The 19595-nt window shown below is 39.5% G+C and carries 18 protein-coding genes, 2 tRNA genes and 1 pseudogene; 6 read left to right on the top strand and 15 right to left on the bottom strand.

Annotated elements, in window-relative coordinates; genetic code table 11:
* Positions 1 to 93: 93 nt before the first annotated feature.
* Positions 94 to 570 carry a cytidine deaminase gene (cdd, locus tag PK547_01675; protein ID HPR91421.1) on the bottom strand — a complete coding sequence of 159 codons (477 nt, stop codon included), beginning with the start codon at positions 568 to 570 and terminating at the stop codon, positions 94 to 96.
* Between the two features lie 155 nt (positions 571 to 725).
* Here cdd and PK547_01670 point away from each other — a divergent pair, with 155 nt between their 5' ends.
* Positions 726 to 1205 carry an Hsp20/alpha crystallin family protein gene (locus PK547_01670; GenBank protein HPR91420.1) on the top strand — a complete coding sequence of 160 codons (480 nt, stop codon included), beginning with the start codon at positions 726 to 728 and terminating at the stop codon, positions 1203 to 1205.
* Between the two features lie 609 nt (positions 1206 to 1814).
* Here the strand turns inward: PK547_01670 and PK547_01665 are convergent.
* From PK547_01665 to PK547_01605, 13 genes and pseudogenes are all read right to left on the bottom strand, one after another.
* Positions 1815 to 2288 (bottom strand): annotated as a pseudogene (locus PK547_01665) (tryptophan-rich sensory protein).
* 127 nt (positions 2289 to 2415) lie between these two features.
* Positions 2416 to 2504, bottom strand: a tRNA-Ser gene (locus tag PK547_01660).
* Positions 2505 to 2625: 121 nt separating this feature from the next.
* Positions 2626 to 3549: a M48 family metallopeptidase gene (locus PK547_01655; GenBank protein HPR91419.1), complete on the bottom strand. Its 924-nt coding sequence runs from the start codon at positions 3547 to 3549 to the stop codon at positions 2626 to 2628.
* A gap of 17 nt (positions 3550 to 3566) precedes the next feature.
* Positions 3567 to 4112 (bottom strand): LemA family protein, encoded by a 546-nt coding sequence (locus tag PK547_01650; protein ID HPR91418.1) that lies wholly within the window; start codon positions 4110 to 4112, stop codon positions 3567 to 3569.
* Between the two features lie 101 nt (positions 4113 to 4213).
* A complete protein-coding gene (gene groL / locus PK547_01645; GenBank protein ID HPR91417.1) occupies positions 4214 to 5860 on the bottom strand; it encodes a chaperonin GroEL in 1647 nt (548 codons plus the stop codon).
* 98 nt (positions 5861 to 5958) lie between these two features.
* Positions 5959 to 6252: a co-chaperone GroES gene (locus PK547_01640; protein ID HPR91416.1), complete on the bottom strand. Its 294-nt coding sequence runs from the start codon at positions 6250 to 6252 to the stop codon at positions 5959 to 5961.
* A 111-nt stretch (positions 6253 to 6363) separates the two neighbouring features.
* On the bottom strand, positions 6364 to 7407 hold the full coding sequence (rmuC, locus tag PK547_01635) for a DNA recombination protein RmuC (GenBank protein ID HPR91415.1): 1044 nt from the start codon (positions 7405 to 7407) through the stop codon (positions 6364 to 6366).
* Positions 7408 to 7472: 65 nt separating this feature from the next.
* A complete protein-coding gene (locus PK547_01630; protein ID HPR91414.1) occupies positions 7473 to 8738 on the bottom strand; it encodes a replication-associated recombination protein A in 1266 nt (421 codons plus the stop codon).
* A gap of 4 nt (positions 8739 to 8742) precedes the next feature.
* Positions 8743 to 9408: a DnaJ domain-containing protein gene (locus PK547_01625; GenBank protein ID HPR91413.1), complete on the bottom strand. Its 666-nt coding sequence runs from the start codon at positions 9406 to 9408 to the stop codon at positions 8743 to 8745.
* A 3-nt stretch (positions 9409 to 9411) separates the two neighbouring features.
* Positions 9412 to 10623 (bottom strand): hypothetical protein, encoded by a 1212-nt coding sequence (locus PK547_01620; protein HPR91412.1) that lies wholly within the window; start codon positions 10621 to 10623, stop codon positions 9412 to 9414.
* 198 nt (positions 10624 to 10821) lie between these two features.
* Positions 10822 to 12717 (bottom strand): molecular chaperone DnaK, encoded by a 1896-nt coding sequence (gene dnaK / locus PK547_01615; GenBank protein HPR91411.1) that lies wholly within the window; start codon positions 12715 to 12717, stop codon positions 10822 to 10824.
* Positions 12718 to 12806: 89 nt separating this feature from the next.
* Positions 12807 to 13412, bottom strand: coding sequence for a nucleotide exchange factor GrpE (locus PK547_01610; GenBank protein ID HPR91410.1), 606 nt, complete (start codon positions 13410 to 13412; stop codon positions 12807 to 12809).
* 2 nt (positions 13413 to 13414) lie between these two features.
* Complete coding sequence (locus PK547_01605; protein HPR91409.1) at positions 13415 to 14224, bottom strand: hypothetical protein; 810 nt, start codon at positions 14222 to 14224, stop codon at positions 13415 to 13417.
* 153 nt (positions 14225 to 14377) lie between these two features.
* On the opposite strand from PK547_01605, the gene PK547_01600 reads away from it, so the two are divergent.
* From PK547_01600 to PK547_01585, 4 genes are read left to right on the top strand one after another with little or no spacing between them, the layout of a single operon-like run.
* Entirely contained in the window at positions 14378 to 15292 is a 915-nt protein-coding gene (locus PK547_01600) for a CorA family divalent cation transporter (protein HPR91408.1), read from the top strand.
* A complete protein-coding gene (gene cysS, locus PK547_01595) occupies positions 15292 to 16752 on the top strand; it encodes a cysteine--tRNA ligase (GenBank protein HPR91407.1) in 1461 nt (486 codons plus the stop codon). The genes PK547_01600 and cysS overlap by 1 nt, the downstream gene beginning before the upstream one ends.
* Positions 16753 to 16801: 49 nt before the next feature.
* Positions 16802 to 18298 carry a replicative DNA helicase gene (dnaB, locus tag PK547_01590; protein HPR91406.1) on the top strand — a complete coding sequence of 499 codons (1497 nt, stop codon included), beginning with the start codon at positions 16802 to 16804 and terminating at the stop codon, positions 18296 to 18298.
* 31 nt (positions 18299 to 18329) lie between these two features.
* Positions 18330 to 18983 (top strand): toprim domain-containing protein, encoded by a 654-nt coding sequence (locus PK547_01585; protein HPR91405.1) that lies wholly within the window; start codon positions 18330 to 18332, stop codon positions 18981 to 18983.
* Between the two features lie 77 nt (positions 18984 to 19060).
* Here the strand turns inward: PK547_01585 and rplU are convergent, their stop codons facing one another.
* Positions 19061 to 19363, bottom strand: a complete 303-nt coding sequence (rplU, locus tag PK547_01580; protein HPR91404.1) for a 50S ribosomal protein L21 — start codon at positions 19361 to 19363, stop codon at positions 19061 to 19063.
* Positions 19364 to 19482: 119 nt separating this feature from the next.
* Here rplU and PK547_01575 point away from each other — a divergent pair.
* Positions 19483 to 19559 (top strand) — tRNA-Glu (locus tag PK547_01575).
* Positions 19560 to 19595 lie beyond the last annotated feature (36 nt).

The raw sequence follows: 19595 nt of genomic DNA, 5'->3' as shown, positions 1-19595 counted from the left end.
TGTGCATACTCATCCCATATAAGCCATTGTAAGGTTTGAGTACAATGAATACAGACACGTTGCCGTTGCCAAAAATATTTAAAAGCTATGATTTTAATTCTGATACCTGTTAATATCTATGTTCAGGTCCTTGGGACCAAAAGCATATGGTAAAAGTTCGCTGATGCTAGCAATCATAATTTTGTCTTTCTTGGTGTTAGACATTGTTATTTTTAGGTCGCAATTAGACAATTGGGAAAGCTCAAAGAGCATTTGTCGGCAACTGCCGCAAGGCGCGGTAGGTTCGGTTGTATCGAAGCTGTCCCCCTTAGTGATAATAGCCATACCCATAAATTTCCTGATTCCCATGGCATTGGCCCTCACGATGGCAGACCGCTCGGCGCACGTAACTAAGCCGTAAGAGGCGTTCTCGCAATTAGCGCCAGCAATCAACTGACCATCTGCGGTATAAAGGCAAGCAGCTACATTAAAATGAGAATACGGGACATAGGCATTCTTGAGGGTATTTTCAGCTTCGGTTAAGGCAGCTTTCTCTAATTTTGATAGCTGATTGTAAGAAATAAAAACCATAAATTCTAAATTATAGGGTTTATCGCGCTTAATTATAATACTTCACTCTGCTGGAAAAGGGAAATACAGATTTGAGCAATCTCTTGACAAGACTGCTCATTGAGCTATAATGAGGGCGTTAAAAAGGTCGTTAATTAAATTTAAATATAAACAATATGAATATCATCAATAAAAAGAAGGCTGAAAAAGACCCTTCTGTGGCTAATGATAGCCATGCCCTTTCTTTGAGGGACGCCATCAATCAAATGGTAAGCGAAAGCATTTGGGACCCGTTAAATTCCCTGGAGCTTTGGCAACACCAACCCCTCTATCCGAAAGTAGATATTTCAGAAACAGACAAAGACATTAAAGTAATCGCTGATGTTCCTGGCTTGAAACCAGAAGAAATTGATATAGACGTAGACGAAGAAAACTTGACTATCAGCGGCAAGCATGCAAATGAAACAGAAGACCAAAGCAATAAGTTTTATCGTTATGAAAGACAGTATGGCGAATTTCAAAGAAGCTTCGTATTGCCTAATAGAATAAAACCAAATGAGGTGACGGCAGATATGAAAGACGGCGTGCTTACCCTCGTCTTGCCCAAAGAATCTCCCACCTCAAAACAAAAAATTAAGATTAACAAAGCCAGTTAAAGACAGGGCTTTGATAAAAAACACTCCCCTTTGCGGCGGAGTGTTTTTGTTTGTCTCAATAAATTAAGAAGAAAGCTGAAAAGACTTGGCTATAGGGTCAACGAGATTATCTAGAACAAAAGAAGCTCTTTCATTTTTGCAAGCGGTTTTTTGAGGGTCATCGTAGTTATCGCACTGAACAGCTCTGCCAGTGAAGGTAAAAATGATAGTTTTATTGTCTTTGGCAAAAGCATAGGCGTAATTGGTATAAATACTGCCGGCAGCGCCTTCACTTTCTTTGGTCACGCAATATTCGGTCCCGTTAATTAATGTTTTGGCAGTAATGCCAGCTCGTGCAATTTCCGTACCCCCTTCAGTGCAAGCAAAGGGTGCGCTCATAATCTCAACCTGAGGTGGCCAGTCAACAGGATGAATATAGGTTGTGCCCCAATCTTGAGGGTATTTAAAAAGAATTCCGCGCTGAGCATCAGCGAAAGTTGTCCATGTTTTAGTTACGTCTATGGCAGGACACGGAGCAAACTCGCATTTAGGGCCAGTACGACCGACAAAAGAGCCATCAGGGCAAAGTTTAGCTTCCATAGTGCAAACCGTTGGGCTCATGAGTTGGAAATTTAGGCGCCAAATGGAAAAGTTAAGCACGCTGGCAAAACTCACCCAAAGAATATAAGGAATTAATAGAATAGCTGCTGGTTTTGATATTCTGAAGAAAGAAATAATAGTGAAAAGAATGGCTATCCATAGGCAAATAATTTCTATTAAAGCGTGGCCTGGGTTATGCATGCCAAAAAACAAAACTGACCAAAGAATATTCAATAATAATTGAACGGCAAAAATAAGCAGAGCAATTCTTGTCGTTTTTTTACTTCTCCCCTCCCTATAGACTAAGTAAACGGCAATTCCCATGAGGGCAAATAGGATTGTCCAAACTGGGGCGAAAAGCCAATTGGGAGGAGAAAACGTCGGTTTATTAATGCCAGAAAACCAAGTTGGAATAGCCGGCGTAGTAAAAAGGGAGCCTATCGCTCCGGCTGATTCGCAAATGGCTATAGCTAAAAGCATTTTGCCAATATTTTTTGTTTTCATGACCAATTATTAAATTGATAACCACTTTTATTGTAACACAAAAACCAGCTAACCATCATAAAAGGTTACCTTTATAAATCAAGCCAATGCAAGCGATTGTTGTTTACAATTTTACAAAAAGTGAAAATGGCGGAGAGGGCGAGATTCGAACTCGCGAACCCTTGCGGGTTACGCGCTTTCCAAGCGCGCGCACTAGACCAACTATGCGACCTCTCCAAATAGTCTATAAATGAACTTGTTTACTATACTCAAAAAACGTTATTTCTGCAAGTTAAGAACACTAATATAATTATAAAAAACACTTCGTGAGAAGTGTTTTTTTGTGTAATTAGAAACGTTAAGCCGAACGTAAAACTTTGATTCTATCTTCTATAGGCGGATGAGTGTCAAAAAGGCCCACAAACCAGTTTCTTTTGCCCTGAGAATCGTTTTTAAGCGGCGAGGCTATAAATAACGACTGAACATTAGAAGGCACGCTGAGCTTATGAGTATCCTGCTCTATCTCTTCCAGAGCTTCGGCTAATCCCTCGGGAAAACGAGTAATAATACCCGCATTAGCATCCGCCACATATTCCCGCTTGCGCGATATTGCCATTTGCAGAAGAATCGCCGCCAAGGGGGCTAAAATCATAGCCAACAAAGCCAAGATTCCCCAGAGTAAAGACCCGGAATCGTCATTGCTCCTTCTTCTAGACTGGCCAGAACGACTAACCAAGTTTATTATCGTCCAAACAACGCTAACTAAAGTGGCAGCTACGCTAGAAAGCAAGATGTCATAGTTTTTGATGTGTGATAGCTCGTGAGCCAAAACACCTTCAAGCTTTCTTTTGCCTTGAAAGTCAAAGGAACCGTCAGGATTAGCCGAGAATAGGTTGAGTAGTCCAGTGGTTACGCAAATAGCCGAGTTTTTAGGATTACGACCGGTAGCAAAAGCATTGGGCGAAGGGTCGTCTATAACATACACCTCAGGAGTAGGCAAGCCAACAGTAATAGCCAAGTTTTCAACAATATCATTAAGATAAGGATTATCCTCCGGCGTAGCCTTATGAGCCTTCACCGAGCGAAGAATAATATCTTTGGAAAACCAATAACTGCGCCAGACTTCTATCAGGCTGAGGATTATCGCCACATAAAAAATAGCGGGTTCAGCGTAAATATTTGAGAGTATATAACCTAATCCGCCAATGAGAGCTGCAAAACCAAAGAGTAGTATCCAGGTCTTGAAAACATTCCTCTCTGAGAAATCATAAAGGTTGGTCATAGCAAACTAAACAAAAGTTAAAATTCGACTTTGACGTTTTCTTTTTCCTCCGGAGTAGAAGTCTCAAAATATTTCTCTTCTTTGTAACCTAATATGTTAGCCGCAATATTAGAAGGAAAAGCCACTAATTTAGTGTTATAGCTTTCCACCGCGCCATCAAAGAATCTGCGAGCAGCTTGAAGCTTATCTTCAGTATCTACTAGTTCCCTTTGCAACTCCAAAAAATTTTGATTAGATTTTAAATCAGGATAATTCTCGGCAACAGCATAAATCTGGGGCAACATTTTGCTGACGGCCTCATTGGCAGCCATTTTGTCGGCAGGTGATGCGGCTTTTTCAAAATTAGTACGAGCTTCGGTAATTTTAGTTAAAACCCCCTCTTCTTGCTTAGCATAACCCTTCACTGTGTTTACCAAATTGGGGATAAGGTCAAAACGTCTTTTTAATTGAACGTCTATATCTGCCAAAGCATTCTTCACTCTTTGCCTAGCCTGAGCCAAAGAGTTATAAACGCCAATGAAGAAGAGAGCGATTATAGCTACAACAATTAGCAAAATAATCATATGCAAATTTAATTTATTATTAGCTATTAGCTTATTAAGTATAACGATAAAATACTCTAAGGGCAAGCAAGGAGGCCTCACGGCCTCCTTGCTGTTATATCTTAGTAGTCTTCTCCTCCCATACCGCTCATATCCGGCATAGCTGGAGTATGGTCATGGTCTTTTTTCTCAGGAATATCGGTAATGACAGCTTGAGTTGTCAAAAACATTCCGGCAATGGAAGCGGCTTTCTCAAGAGCAATCCTGGTTACTTTCTTAGGGTCAATGACACCAGATTTGAGCAGGTCTTCAAATTCATCTGTCGCTGCATTAAAGCCAAAACTGTCTTGCGCCTCTCGGGCTTTCTGAGCAACAACGGCGCCATCTAAACCGGCATTGGTAGCAATCTGCCTAATCGGCTCTTCAAGAGCGCGCTTGATGATAGCAACACCAGTTTTCTCGTCCTCATCCTCTACTTTTAGTTCGTTCAATTTAGCCGCGGCTCTTAATAATGCTACGCCACCGCCAGCCACAATCCCTTCTTCCACAGCGGCTTTAGTAGCGTGCACGGCATCCTCAATTCTTTGTTGAATTTCTTTTTGCTCTACTTCCGTAGCAGCGCCAGCTTTAATAACAGCTACTCCGCCAGAGAGCTTGGCCTGTCTTTCTTGCAATTTTTCTTTATCATAGGAAGAAGTGGTTGTTTCAAGAGCCACCTTGATTTGAGAAAGACGAGCTTCTATATTTTTCTTTTCTCCCTTGCCGCCAACAATAATAGTATTATCTTTTGCAATTACTACTCGACGAGCTTGTCCCAAATCATCCAAATTGGTATTTTCCAACTTGAGACCCAATTGGTCTGTGATTACCTTGCCACCGGTAACAGCTGCAATATCTTCTAATTGGTCTTTGCGGCTATCGCCAAAGCCAGGCGCTTTAACGGCTACTGCATTGAGAATACCGCGTAGTTTATTGACCACCAAAGTTGCCAAAGCTTCCCCTTCGATGTCGTCGGCAATAATCACTAACTCTTTTTTGCCAGTTTTGACTATTTTATCCAAAACAGGAAGCAAGTCGCTAATGGCAGAAATTTTTTTGTCGGTAATCAAAATATACGGCTCATCCAAAACTGCTTCCATTCTATCGGCATTGGTCACCATATAGGGAGAAGCATAACCGCGATCAAATTCTAGGCCTTCAACTATTTCATTGCTGAGCCCAGTGCTTTGGGACTCTTCTACGGTAATGACACCATCTTTCCCGACCTTAGCCATAATATCGGCTATCATGTCGCCAATTTTTTGATCACGAGCAGAAATGGCGCCAATATTAGCCACCTCTACCTTATTATTCACATCAATGGGCTTCTTTATTTCGTCGAGATAATCAGTCACGAACTTAACCGCTTTGTCCATGCCTCCTTTAAGCTTTAAAGCATTGGCCCCAGCCGTAACATTTTTTAAACCAGCGTTAATCATAGACCAAGCCAAGACTACCGCCGTAGTGCTACCGTCGCCAGCTAATTCTTTGGTTTTTTCCGAAGCCTCTTTGACTAAAGCGGCACCGACATTTTCCACCTTGTCTTCTAGCTCAACCTCCTTGGCGATGGTCACGCCGTCATTAGTGATAACGGGAGAACCAAAGCCTTTGTCTATAACAACATGAGAGCCTTTAGGACCAAGAGTGATTTTAACAGCATTAGAAAGCTTATCTACGCCGTTTTTAAGCGATTGACGAGACTTGTCATCAAATAAAATTTGTTTTGCCATGTCAATAAGTTTATAAAGTTTGTAAAGTTATAAAGTTTATAAAGTAAAAAGCCCGGAATTCAAGAAAAATATTATATTTATTTCAAATTCTTACGCATTTACTCCGAGAGGATAGCGAGAACATCCGATTCGCGCACGACTAAATATTCTTTATCATTAATTTTAATATCTGAAGGAGAATACTGAGTGAACACTACCGTGTCGCCAACCTTAACCGTCATTGGTATTAAGTCGCCATCTTCATTGGTTTTTCCTGGCCCCGCGGCTACTACTTTGCCAATAGAAGAGTGATTTTCAGCCGTTTCGGGAATAACAATCCCCGAGGCGCTGACTTTTTCTTCTTTTATTTTTTCTATAAACAAATGATCTGACAAGGGTTTTATATTATCCATGAGAATCTCTTTAAATTAATTAATAACAGTTGATTAGCAATCTTGACCAGAGATTGCCAATAAGGCATTATAGTCTAAAATTAGAGGCTGTCAAGAGGGTTATTTTAAGAATTACTCTTCGTCTTCATCATCTGATTCTGATTCCCAATTCCTGGGTTTATCAAGTTTGTCTGGAATAATTTCTATGTCCAAATCGGTAATTTTATGAACGTCTTTGCTGAATTTTCCCAGTTCTTTATAAGCATCATTAAAAGCGCCTACACTTGTTCTGAGGTGTTCGCCCAGCTTTTTAAAATAAGTTTCCAAATTTTTAAGATGAGAAACTAAATCTCTTAATTTTTCCTGAATGTCTCCTAAAGAATTTTCTAGCTTTTCGTCTTTTAATCCTTGAACCACCATTTGCAGATAAACCCATAAAGTAGTGGGAGCTACTATATAAACACGCTTGTCCACCATAGCATATTCTACCAAAGAGCGGGTATTGCTTTTGAGCGCGCCCACATTATTAGTTAAAATATCATAATAAATAGCCTCCGAGGGGATAAACATAAAAGCAAAATCAGTTGTCCCCTCTTTGGGGCGAATATATTTCGCCGTTTCCTCTATTCTTTTTTTGATATCGTCAGAAACAGCTTTGTCCCACTTGGCTTTTTCAGCTTCATTTTTCTCACTTAACAGCCGGTTATAGTTTTCCAAGGGAAACTTGGAATCCACGGGAATAATTTTCTTTTTATAGAAAATAGCCGCATCCACAGCTTCACCATTCTGAAATTCATATTGTTCCTTGTAGGCGGCAGGCGGCAAAGCATTACTCAAAACCAGGGACAGTTGATACTCCCCTAAATTGCCTCTGAGTTTGCTGTTCTGGAGAATATTCTGCAAATTCTGCAGTTGATCGGCAAAACCAATCACCTGCTTGTTGGTATCATCCAATTTGGTAACTTTTTCTGTAATATCGCGAGTAACAAAATTTAAGTCCTTCAGCCTTTCGTCCAAAGTTCTATGAATATCAGAAATCTGCCCCTGAAGGAGATTTAGTGAGCGATCATCTTGGGGTCTGCCGGTAATCTTTTTAAGATTCCAGAGAATTATAACTATGCCTATAATCCAAAGGACTATGCCAACTATACCCAAAATTACAAAAAATAAAGACATAAATACGTTTTAAATTTCTAAGTAGTGGATAAATCACAAAATTCTAATTGGCAATGAAAAAATGGCTATTCTGCGCGACGTTTAAAATATGTTTTGCCTCGCAATTTTTCCGGTAAATCTTTTGCTCCCTGGTCAGTTATATGACCTTCATATTCATGAGGATATTTATAACCCTCATGATATCCCAAATTTTTCATTAGCTTAGTAACGGCATTGCGTAAATGCAAGGGTACCGGTAAATTGCCATAATCTTCAACGTCTTTTAGGGCGGCTTCTATGGCCATATAAGAAGCGTTGTCTTTTTGGGCTGAAGCTAAATAAGTCACTCCGTGGGCTAAAATAATTCTGGCTTCGGGCAGACCCACATATTCCACTGCCTGAGCCACATTATTAGCTACTATAATGGCTGTTTCATCCATATGGTCAATGTCTTCACAAGCAAAAATTATCATACGTCTGGCAATAAAACGAATATCTTCCCCGGCAGCAAGCATACGAGCCAACCAATAGATGGCGGCATCGGGGTTACTATCGCGCATAGATTTAATAAAAGCCGAAATAATATCATAATGCATGTCTCCCTTTTTGTCGTAGCGAATGATTTGCTTGGGCAGGCTGGTTTTTAATAGCTCGTTATCGATAATTAATTTCTTTTCTGAAGAAGGATAGGCATGGTTGATGACTATAAATTCCAAAAGATTAAGAGCATTCCTGGCATCACCATCGGCAAACGTCACTAAATTTTTCAATGCCGACTCTTTAATCGCTACATTATATTTCCCCAAGCCCCTTTCCTTATCTTTCAATACTCCTCTGATAATTTTAGCCATGGAAAGGCTATCTAAAGGTTTCAGAGGAACTACAATGGAACGAGATTGCAAGGGGGTAATAATATCAAAAGAAGGGTTTTCAGTGGTTGCCCCTACTAAAATAATAGAACCGTCTTCGACATAAGGAAGAAAAACATCTTGTTGGCCTCTATTAAAACGATGAATTTCGTCTACAAATAAAATAGTTTTTTGACCATTAAAATGATAGCGTTTCTTGGCTAACGCCACAATTTCCCTAACATCAGCCACACCTTGGGCTATAGGCAAAAAATCTTGAAAATAACTACGAGTATTTCTAGCAATAATTTTGGCCAAAGTAGTCTTACCGCAACCCGGAGGACCCCAAAGAATAACTGATTGTAGAGTATCATTTTCTATCGATTGCCTTAGAAGAGTATTCGGTCCCACCACTTCTTCTTGACCAATGAACTCTTTGAAATCACGAGGACGCATCCTTTCAGCTAAAGGCATAGATTCTAGCTCCTTTTCCTCGTAAGCCATAAGTTTATTTTATAGGAGTGATTTTTATATTAAACCGTTTGGTTTCCTTCACCTTACCCTTCCCCCTGCAAGTATGACATACTCGTTCAGCTATTTTTCCCGTCCCTCCGCAATTTTCACAAGCGATACTAATATTCCCAAATAAGGGTACCCTAATTTTTTGCGAGCCGCTTCCTTTGCATACTGGACAGGTTTTAAAACCATAACCGGGCTCAGCTCCAGAACCATGGCAGGTGGGACAATCAACAATATCTTCATAAGCCATCTCTCTTTCCATACCACGGGTAATATCATTGGGAGTGATCTCTATGTTTAGTTTCTCTTCTCCGCTTGCTTGGCGATTACCAGAAAAGGAACCAAAGTTTCCAAACTGGCTGAAATCAAAACCAAAATCAGAAAAATCATTAAACCCGCCAAAACCACGCGCAGCTTCTCCTTGGTAGCCGTTTGTACCACTGAAGTCAAAACCGCCTCGACGCATAGCATCATATTGGGCTCTTTTTTGAGGGTCATTAAGAGTCTGATAAGCCTCGTTAATTTCCTTAAACTTGTCTTCATCGCCCCCCGGTCGATCGGGATGATACTTGTAAGCTAATTGATGAAACGCGCGTTTAATTTCTTCTTGACTGGCATTTTCTTTTATTCCTAAAGTCTGATAATAATCACGCATAGATTAATCTTCGTTGAGAGCCAATATCTTATGGGGAATGTTGACTGTTTTAAATTGCAAAAACTTGGTACTTAATAATATTTTTAATAGCAAACCGCTGAGAAGACTGGTAAAGAGACAAACCACTGATACTAGCACATTAATCAATTGCCACGCTACTAGACCCAGAACCAGGATAAGAATAGAAGTAATAACCGGGCCCCAGGTGTTGAATTTAGTGACAATAAACTTTTTCATTAGCCCAAAAATAGTTTCTTGACCGCTAATGTCTATACCCAAAACTTTAGCTAATTGATTCTTAGCGCTTACCAGCAATATGGCCTTCTGCCTTAGAGTCTCTTGGGTTATTAGCGTGGCATAGTTTGGCACTGTCGTTGTCGTGGTTTTAATCTTAGTAGTAATAGTTGTGGCCTTCGATTTAGTTTTAGAAGCCGAGGTGGTGACAGGGGTAGCGTCAGGAATAATTGGTGGCAAGCCAGTATTTGCATCCGGGCCTACCGGAACTTCATTAAATTGTTTATCAATAATGCTGGTTAATAAATCATCGATACTCCCCTCCAAATTGATCTGAGGAATAACATACTTCATTTGCTTGCTTACTGACCGAGTGAATAAACTTTCCCAATCTAAATTATATTTTACGCTACTATTTTTAACCATCCAAAATCCAAAAACAAAGAAAAGACAAAGATAGGCATAAATAAAAAATCGTAGCCCCGTCTTACTAATTTGCCACCAGCTAAAGTCTATCTGATTCTCAGCCTGCATTTTCATGCGACCGGTACCAATAAGGGTGAGCGCTAGATAGGCAACTAGTGGTATCAAGAGTTGCCAGTAAACAGTCCCCTTTAAGGATACTTGCAAGATTAAGCAGAGGACAAGAAAAATGGTGGAAGAAAAGAAGAGGACAAGATATTTGGTCTTAAAAGTAAAATCTACGATGGGAACAGCGGCCAAGAGAAACAACGATAAGACTATTGGCAACCAAAAAGGAGAAATTGCTCCCAGCACCTGCTCCTGAGACAAAAAGCTATAACCAGTCATTCCGACTAAGACAGTTAGAATGATTAACAATAATATGGCCAAGCTTTGTTTATAGAATAGGCGTCTATCGCTGTAAGCCATACGGTAGACACGATAGAAATCGTTCTCTTGCGATACTACTGCTTTGGGCTTAAAGATCTTCTTAAGAACATCGAAAGGGTCGGTAGGCATACAACAAGTTTATAAAGTTAGTAAAGTTATAAAGTTAACATAAAAATCCAAAGTTCCAAGTTTAAAGAAAATCTAAAACACTTGTTTATTATAGACCCCTTTTTAAAACTTTCGATTTTATGAACTTGATAAGCTTATTGCTATTATAACCGATGAAAGGGGTAGATGTAAAATTACAAGTACCCCTTTTATTCCTTTTTAAGTCTTGGGCTCTTCTGACTGAGGCTGAGCATCTTCCTTTTTGGGTTCTTCTTTTGTCTGATACATAGTCTTACCAATTTCTTGCAGAGTGGCGCTTAAATCTTCGCTTGCCAACTTAATTTCTTCTAAATTATTTTGAGTAGCCACTGTTTTAAGATGATTAATCTTCTCTTCAATTTTAGTTTTAAGCTCAGGAGTTATCTTATCGCCAGCGTCTTTAAGCGCGGACTCGGCGGTATAGGTCAAAGCATTCGCCTGATTTTGCGCTTCAATTAGGTCTTTCTTCTTCTTATCTTCATCGGCAAATTTTTCTGCTTCCTGTTTCATCTTTTCTACATCTTCTTTGGAGAGGCCAGTAGAACCCTCTATTCTGACAGACTGACTTTTGCCCGTAGCTTTATCAGCGGCGGTAACATTCAAAATGCCATTAGAATCGATATCGAAAGTGACTTCAATTTGGGGAACGCCCCGAGGCGCCGGCATAATACCATCAAGAATAAATTTCCCTAATGTTTTATTGTCCGCAGCCATCGGCCTTTCTCCTTGCACTATATGAATCTCTACAGAAGGTTGGTTATTTTCTGCTGTGGAAAATATTTGCGTGTGTTTATAAGGAATGTAAGTGTTTTTGGGAATCATGGGGGTAGCAACACCACCCATAGTTTCGATAGACAAAGTTAAGGGCGTAATATCAATAAGAAGTATTCCTTGGCTGGAACCATTAGAATTGCCAGCCACAATAGCCGCTCCCATAGAAACTACCTCGTCGGGATTAATATCTTTCTTGGGTTCCTTGCCGGTCAGATCTTTGATTCTCTGTTGTACCATAGGAATACGAGTGGTTCCGCCCACAAGGATAACATCATCAATATCTTTGAGGGTTAAATTAGCCGAAGCTAGGGTGCCTTTTAATCTCTCAATAGATTTATCTACTAAATCGCGCGTTAATTCCTCAAATTTAGCGCGAGTAATCTTCATAACCAAATGCTTGGGAGTGTTAGCGCTATCGGAAGCAATAAAAGGCAGATTGATTTCGCTTTCCAGGGAAGTAGACAGTTCTCTCTTGGCTTTTTCGGAAGCCTCTTTAATTCTTTGCAAAGCCAAAGGGTCTTTGGAGAGGTCAATGCTATTTTCTTTTTTAAATTCTCCGATAACCCAATCTATAATTCTTTGGTCAAAGTCATCTCCACCTAAGTGGCTATCGCCGCCAGTAGAGAGCACTGTCACCTCTTCCCCACCTTTGTCACCAGCCTTTTCATCTTTCAGGTCATTCACAACTTCAATAACAGAAACATCTAGGGTGCCGCCGCCAAAATCATAAACAACCAATTTGCTATTGCTTTTTTTATTAAAACCATAAGCCAGAGCAGCAGCAGTTGGTTCGTTCAAAATTCTAGTAACTTTTAAGCCAGCAATTTCACCAGCGTTTTTAGTAGCTTGACGCTCCGAATCATCAAAATAAGCAGGCACGGTAATAACAGCTTCATTCACTGGTTCACCAAAATATTTTTCGGCATCAGCCTTAAGCTTCTGCAAAATCATAGCGGAAATTTCTTCCGGTTTATACCATTTATCAGCCATTTTAATTTCTACACCGCCATTCGCAGCCTCGCGAATTTCATAAGGCAAAATCTTTTTATCTTGCTGCACAGTTTCATCGGAAAACTTTCTCCCGATTAGTCTTTTCACAGAGAAAATCGTGTTGGTAGGGTTAATAATAGCCTGCCTTTTGGCTAGCATGCCTACCAGACGTTCTCCATTTTTATTAATAGCCACAACGGAAGGAGTGGTTCTCTCTCCATCGCTATTTTCCAATACTTTAGGTTGACCATTTTCAAAAACAGACATTTCTGAGTAAGTGGTTCCCAAATCAATTCCAATAATTTTAGACATAAGTAAATAAGTTTATAAAGTTATAAAGTTTGTAAAGTTTAAAGTAAAACACAAATTTCTAAAGTCCAAGTAAAATTCAAGCACTAAATTCATTCACCATTTTTCGATTCTGCTGAGGGAGGAGAGTTTACGATAACCTTAGCGGGCCTAAGAGTGCGTCCTTCCAGACTATAACCGCTCTGCAATTCCTCTGTAATAATATCAGCAGGCTGGGTGGGGTCATTAGCATAGTTTACCGCTTCATGCACCGCAGGATTGAAGGGAATACCTAAGGCAGGAATTTTAGCCAGCCCATAATCAGTCAAAAGCTTTTCCAGATTACTTTTCACAAGATAAATCCCCTTTAACATCACCTCCCAATTTTTTGGTTTATCGCCGTCAGCTTGCTCCAAAGATTCTAAGTTGGCTACGGTAAAATCAAAATTATCCATCACACCAATAAGGTCTTTGAGAAGCGCCTGGTTAGCAAACTTAATGGCTTCGCTTATTCGTTCATTTTCTTTTTGCTTATAGTTCAAAATGTCCGCTCTTTCCTGTTGCCAACCTTTAAGGTATTTTTCTTTCTCTTCTTCTAACTGTTCTATTTTTTGCTGCAGTGTTTCTAATTGGTTGAGATTTTCTTGCGGTATTTCAGATATTTTTGGAGCGCTCGTTTGGTTATCGGCATTTGGGGCCGAATTTTTTTTATTTGTCATAATTAACTTAATTTATTAGCAATAAGTTGCAAGAGAGCAATATTTTTATCATAAGCCATATATTTAGGTCCCAAAATAGCTAAGAGCCAATTGGGCTTGGGCATATTGAGGGTGATAGCACTCATGTCTTCTGACCCCGTAAAGGGACCGTTCTGTCCAACATAGGTATAGACTTTATTGGGCTTCTGTCCTTCAATTACCTTCTGTAATTTATCAGGAATTTCTTCTAAACTAAGGATTATCTTTTTTAATTGCTGAGGTTCATCAATTTTTAATTGATCCAAAAAATATTCTAGACCAGCTCTATAGATATGATTTTTGTCTTTATTGTAGCCTAGGGTTAGGCTCCGAGATTCTTGGGCTAAACGATCAACTAGTTCTTCAAAGGATTCAGGTTCTTGATCGGCTTTTTTAAGCTGGGCTGGTTCCAAATATTCGCGCAATGACTGGAACAAATTATTCATAGTTTTGGCAAGTTGGTCACTGCGCAAAAAGTTGTCAATAAATAGCTCCAAAGCTTCATCAGTAGGAATACGCCCCGCAGAATGATAAAGCTGCGTCAAATATTTGTCCTTGGTTAAAAAAAAGAACTCTCTTCTAATTGATGCTGGACTAAGGGCCAGGTTATAGTGTTCGCAAAAAAAATCAGATGCGATAGGTTCTCCCTTTTCTAAATACTGGCTCACCACCAAATTGAGAATCCGATAGCGACGATCTAGAAGGTCTGTCTTCTTTTTGCTTCTGCTGGCAGAATTTATTTTAATGGCCTTAGTATTCTTACTAATTTTGGCCGTTTTTTTTGTTTTCGTCATAAAGGCTAAACAATGTTTATCTTGACCATTATACTCATTAGCAGTCTATTGTCAAGAGTGCTCATTTGCTCTTTAACTATCCCCATTTTATAAACCATTGATGCCGCTTTTTAAACATGGTAAACTTGTAACAACTTTTAATAAAGAAACTTCATGCTTATTATAAAAAATAGATGCACTTGGATTGATATCGGCCTGCCTAATGAGCAAGATATCAATTATCTCAAAAACGAGTATAAACTTCCCCCCCATGTTTTGGCCGGGTTAATGGAGCAATCGCCCCGACAAAGTGTAAATAGGCATGGCGATTTACTTTACGCCGTCTTCCATTTCCCCTTTTGGGAGGATGCTCAACAATTAACTAGGCCCTTAGAGCTAGATGTCATATTAACCAAAGACACTATCATTACGATACGCTACGAAAACAATGTCGAACCGATTGAGCAAATCTTAGCCAATTGCGCCCCAGAGGAAATCGGCGAGAAATATCTTAACTCCACCCCTTATGTATTTCTGGAAAAACTCTTAGAAACTTATTTCGAATATTGCGACAGAGAAATTAGACATATCAACGATAAGCTTACTGCCGTTGAGAAAGAAATTCTTGATCGCCATACATCAGATCATGTCTTGGTGCTGAAACTGGCTATGTTAAAAAGAGATATCCTAAGCTTTAGAAGGATAGCGAGCCTCAATCGAAACATCATTGACTCCCTTAAGATTATGGGGACCACTTTCTATGGCAAAGACTCAGAAACCTATTTTGATATTTTGGTTAATGACAGCTTCAAGATGAATAACACTATCGAGGGCTTTAGTGATATTATTAATTCTTTGGAAAGCACTTTTAATACCCTGGTTTCCACTGAAGTAAATCGCCTAACCGGAGTCTATACCTACATCTCCCTGTTTATTTGGCCGGCTCTGCTCGTCTTTTCTATTTATCAAATTAATAGCAGAGACTTACCCTTAATAAATCTCCCCTTTAGCTGGGTCTATATTTTGGCTTTAGGCGCAACTTTATCAGTTATCGTTTTTGCTATACTTAAAAAGAAAAATATTATTTAATGAGCCTTAAGTTCTACAACACACTTTCGCGTCAATTAGAAGAATTTGTTCCTCTTGACCCGCCCAACGTCGGTCTTTATACCTGCGGGCCCACTGTATATATGTATGCCCATATAGGCAATCTGCGAACCTATATTTTTGAGGATATTTTAAAAAGAGTCCTTCTGACGCACAATTATAAAGTCAACCACGTCATGAACATCACCGACGTAGGACATTTGACTTCTGATGCAGATACTGGTGAAGATAAGCTAGAGAAAGAGGCTATCAAGGAAAAGAAAAACGCTTGGGAAATAGCGGCCTTTTATACAACTGCCTTCCAAAAAGATTTAGAAGAGCTGAATATCATCCCCCCTAATATTTGGTGCAAGGCAACTGAGCATATTAATGAACAAATCGAATTGATACAAAGGTTAGAAAACAAAGGCTTTACTTACAAAACTAGCGACGGTATTTATTTTGATACCTCCAAGCTCGCTGATTATGGAAAATTGGCGGGACTTAATATTGAAGGGTTAAGAGCCGGCATCAGAGTAGAAATGATAGCCGAGAAGAAGAATCCTACCGATTTTGCCTTATGGAAATTTTCTCCGATTGGAATAAAACGGCAAATGGAATGGGATTCTCCTTGGGGTAAAGGTTTCCCCGGCTGGCACATAGAGTGCGCGGCGATGTCCATGAAATATTTAGGCGAAACTTTTGACATTCATTGCGGAGGCATAGACCATATTCCAGTCCATCATACTAATGAAATCGCTGAGGCAGAAGCGGCTACCGGCAAGCCCTTTGTTAAATATTGGCTTCATGGGGAATTTTTAGAGCTAAAAGAGGGGCGTATGGGCAAATCCGAAGGCAATGCTATCCTCGTCTCAACCTTAAAAGAAAAAGGCTTTGACCCCCTCTCTTATAGATACCTAATCTTAAATACTCATTACCGAAAAAAAATTGAGTTTGATTGGGACTCATTGGCAGCGGCGCAAATGTCTTTGCAGAACCTGAAGCAGACTATCGCCAATATTCAGCTAATGGCTGACCTTCTGACATATTACCCTACTTATCGCGACCTGCTTAAAGAAACTAAGACTGATTTTGGGTCTAATTACGAGGCAATCATAAGGGCTTTTAATGAAGCTTGCGATACGGATTTAAATATGCCGCAAGCTTTAGCTAGCTTAAACATTTTCTTAAATAAATACCAAGAAAAATTGGATTTTGAAAATGCTAGCGAGATTTTGAACACTATTGCAAAAATGGATACTATTTTAGGATTGAAACTCTTGCCCAAAGTTCATGAATTAATTCCTGCCAATTTGGTTTCTCTGCTTGATAGCAGAAAAAATAAAAGAGAGGAAAAAGACTGGGCAGAATCAGATAGGCTTAGAAATGAAATCGAAAGTTTAGGCTTTTGGGTCAAAGATACTCCCCGAGGTCAAATTATTGAAATCAAGGGAACAAATTAATTATACTTGAATGTTAAATTATTAACCGCCAGCAATTTAAACCAGAACTATGCCTACTAGCAACAAAATCGGAGAAAAAAAATATCAGCTTACTAATAAGGTGGGTTCGAACGCGACAGATAGAATGCCACCACAGAGTATTGAAGCAGAGGAGGCCGTGCTCGGCGCTATTCTTATAGATAGAAATGCCATGTACAAAGTCGCTGATATTTTACAAACGGATGATTTTTATAAACCAGCCCATCAAATTATTTATAGAACCATCCTAGACCTTTTTTCCAAAGCGGAACCAATTGATATAGTCAGCGTCAGCAATCGTCTTAAAGATACCGATACTTTAAAAAGTATTGGCGGTTCCAGCACTTTAAGCGCTTTGGTTAATAAAGTTTCCAGCGCCTCCAATATTTATTATTATGCTCAGATAGTCCACCAGAAGAAGATTTTAAGAGACCTGATTAGCGCTTCTTCTGATATTGCTTCCTTGGGCTGGCAAGAAGACCAAGACGTAAACGTCTTGGTAGACAAGGCCGAACAAGCTATTTTCGCTATTTCTCAAAGTTCTATTACCAGAGACTTTGTTCCTTTAAATACTGAATTAAAATCAGCTTATGAAAGAATTGACGAATTAAATAAACAAGGGTATGGCTCTATGCGTGGCATCGCCACCGGCTTCAAAGATTTGGATAATAAACTTTCTGGATTACAAAAATCAGATTTGATTATTTTAGCAGCCAGGCCATCTTTAGGAAAAACCTCTTTAGCTTTAGATATCGCTCGACAAGCAGCTATGAAGAGCAAAAAGCCTATTGGGTTTTTTAGCTTAGAAATGTCTAAGGATCAGTTGGTAGACAGAATGTTGGCAGCCCAATCAAGAATTGATGCCTGGAAAATTAGAACTGGCCATTTATCGGCAGAGGGAGAACTAAATGATTTTACGATATTAAGAGATGCCATGGACACTCTATCACAATGTCCAGTTTATATAGACGACACCCCTTCCCCCACTATTTTGCAAATAAGAACCATGGCTCGTAGATTACAGACAGAGGTTGGCTTGGGTTTGATTGTTATCGATTATTTGCAGTTGATACAACCGGCTAATAGCGCTCAAAGCATGGTCCAACAAGTTACAGAAATATCCAGAGGTTTAAAAGCGATTGCCAGGGAATTAAATGTTCCCGTTCTCGCCCTCTCGCAATTATCGCGTGATGTGGAAAAAAGAGATGGAGATCAAAAACCTCGTCTATCTGATTTAAGAGAAAGCGGGTCTATCGAACAAGATGCCGATATCGTTATGTTTATTTATAGGAAAGATAAGGTGAGGGGCGGCGGTTTTGGTATTACTAATACCGACAACCAGCCCGAAACGTATAACCATACGCCAATTGCCGATATTATTATCGCCAAACACAGAAACGGGCCTACCGGCCAAATACAGCTATACTTTAATCAAGATATTGCTAGCTTTACCGATATGGATAGCAGTGCTGAAGGTTTTGAACAATATGGTGAAGACGAAAACTCTATTCCGCCGGAGGATTTATAATAACTTTGTTTTGCAAGACCGCGAGATATCTATGGAAATAATCCCTAAAAATTTAAAACACCTGGCGAATATAATAGCCCAAATGCCGGGAATGACTACAAGACAGGCCCTGAGGGCCGCCTATGCCCTTGCGCGCCCAGACCAAGAAGACCACCCCTTTGCTGACTTGGAAATACTTGTTAAGGCTGGTCAAGAAACAATGGCTAAATTAAAAATTTGCTCGTTATGTTTTATGCCGTTTGAAACTGATGATAAGGAGCTGTCGGTTTGTCCAGTATGCGCTGACAAAAAAAGAGATCACCAAACACTTCTCCTTGTCGAGAAAGAAACAGATCTTTTATCCTTGGAGAAAACTGGCACTTATCATGGTTTATATTTTGTTTTGGGAGGGCTTTTAACGGCTATTGACCCAGAAAATAGCCAAAAATTAAGAATTAAAGAATTAAAAGAAAGGGTGAAAAGACAAAAAAACATCCCTCAAGCGCGTATTAAAGAAATAATTATCGCTTTGGGGCAAACTACAGACGGCAATTTAACGGCTAATTATTTAAAGAATCAACTACAAAATATAGACAAAGAAATTAAATTCTCTCGCTTAGCAAGTGGATTGCCTCATGGGAGCGAAGTGGAATTCGCCGACGAGGAAACATTGTCTAATGCCTTAAAATATAGGCAAGAAACATAGGATAGGTTCTGTAAAGTTGATTTTTAATTTTCAATTTTAGGCTTGAAAAAACTGCCCGGAAGGCAGTTTTAATTTTCTTATTTTACTTTGACTTGGACAAAGGGCTGGCGATGACCTTGCTTTTTGCTGTATCGGGTTTTGTTTTTATATTTAAAGACAATCATTTTTCGAGAACGGCCGATTTTTAAAACATCCGCTTCGACAGTAGCACCTTTAAGGTAGGGTCGGCCCAAACTGATTTTGTCACCATCGGCAGTAAAAAGCACTTTATCAAAAAGCAACTTTTCACCTTCTTTCGCTTTCGCTATTTTTTCTATAGAGATAACCGTGCCTGGTTTAATAAGATACTGTTTACCCCCTGTTTCTATTACTGCAATCATAAAATATAAAGGTTAATTAAGTAGGCATATCATAACTGATTTGCTAGTTTTTTGCAAGTTAGGCAGCCAGAAGAGCTTGCTTTTAGGTTTTAAATCAGCTATTCTTTATTGGTTTAAATGCCCTTGTCGTCTAGCCTGGTTAGGACATATGGTTCTCAGCCATAGAACTAGGGTTCAAATCCCTACAGGGGTACCAGATACAAAAAAGTCCAATGTCCAAAGTCTAAAGTTT

The organism is Candidatus Paceibacterota bacterium (assembly GCA_035404205.1).
In the GTDB taxonomy this organism is placed as follows: domain Bacteria; phylum Patescibacteriota; class Minisyncoccia; order UBA6257; family JAVHQB01; genus JAVHQB01.
The sequence above is the reverse complement of the archived record's forward strand: the minus strand, read 5'-3'. Positions and strand labels throughout refer to the sequence as shown.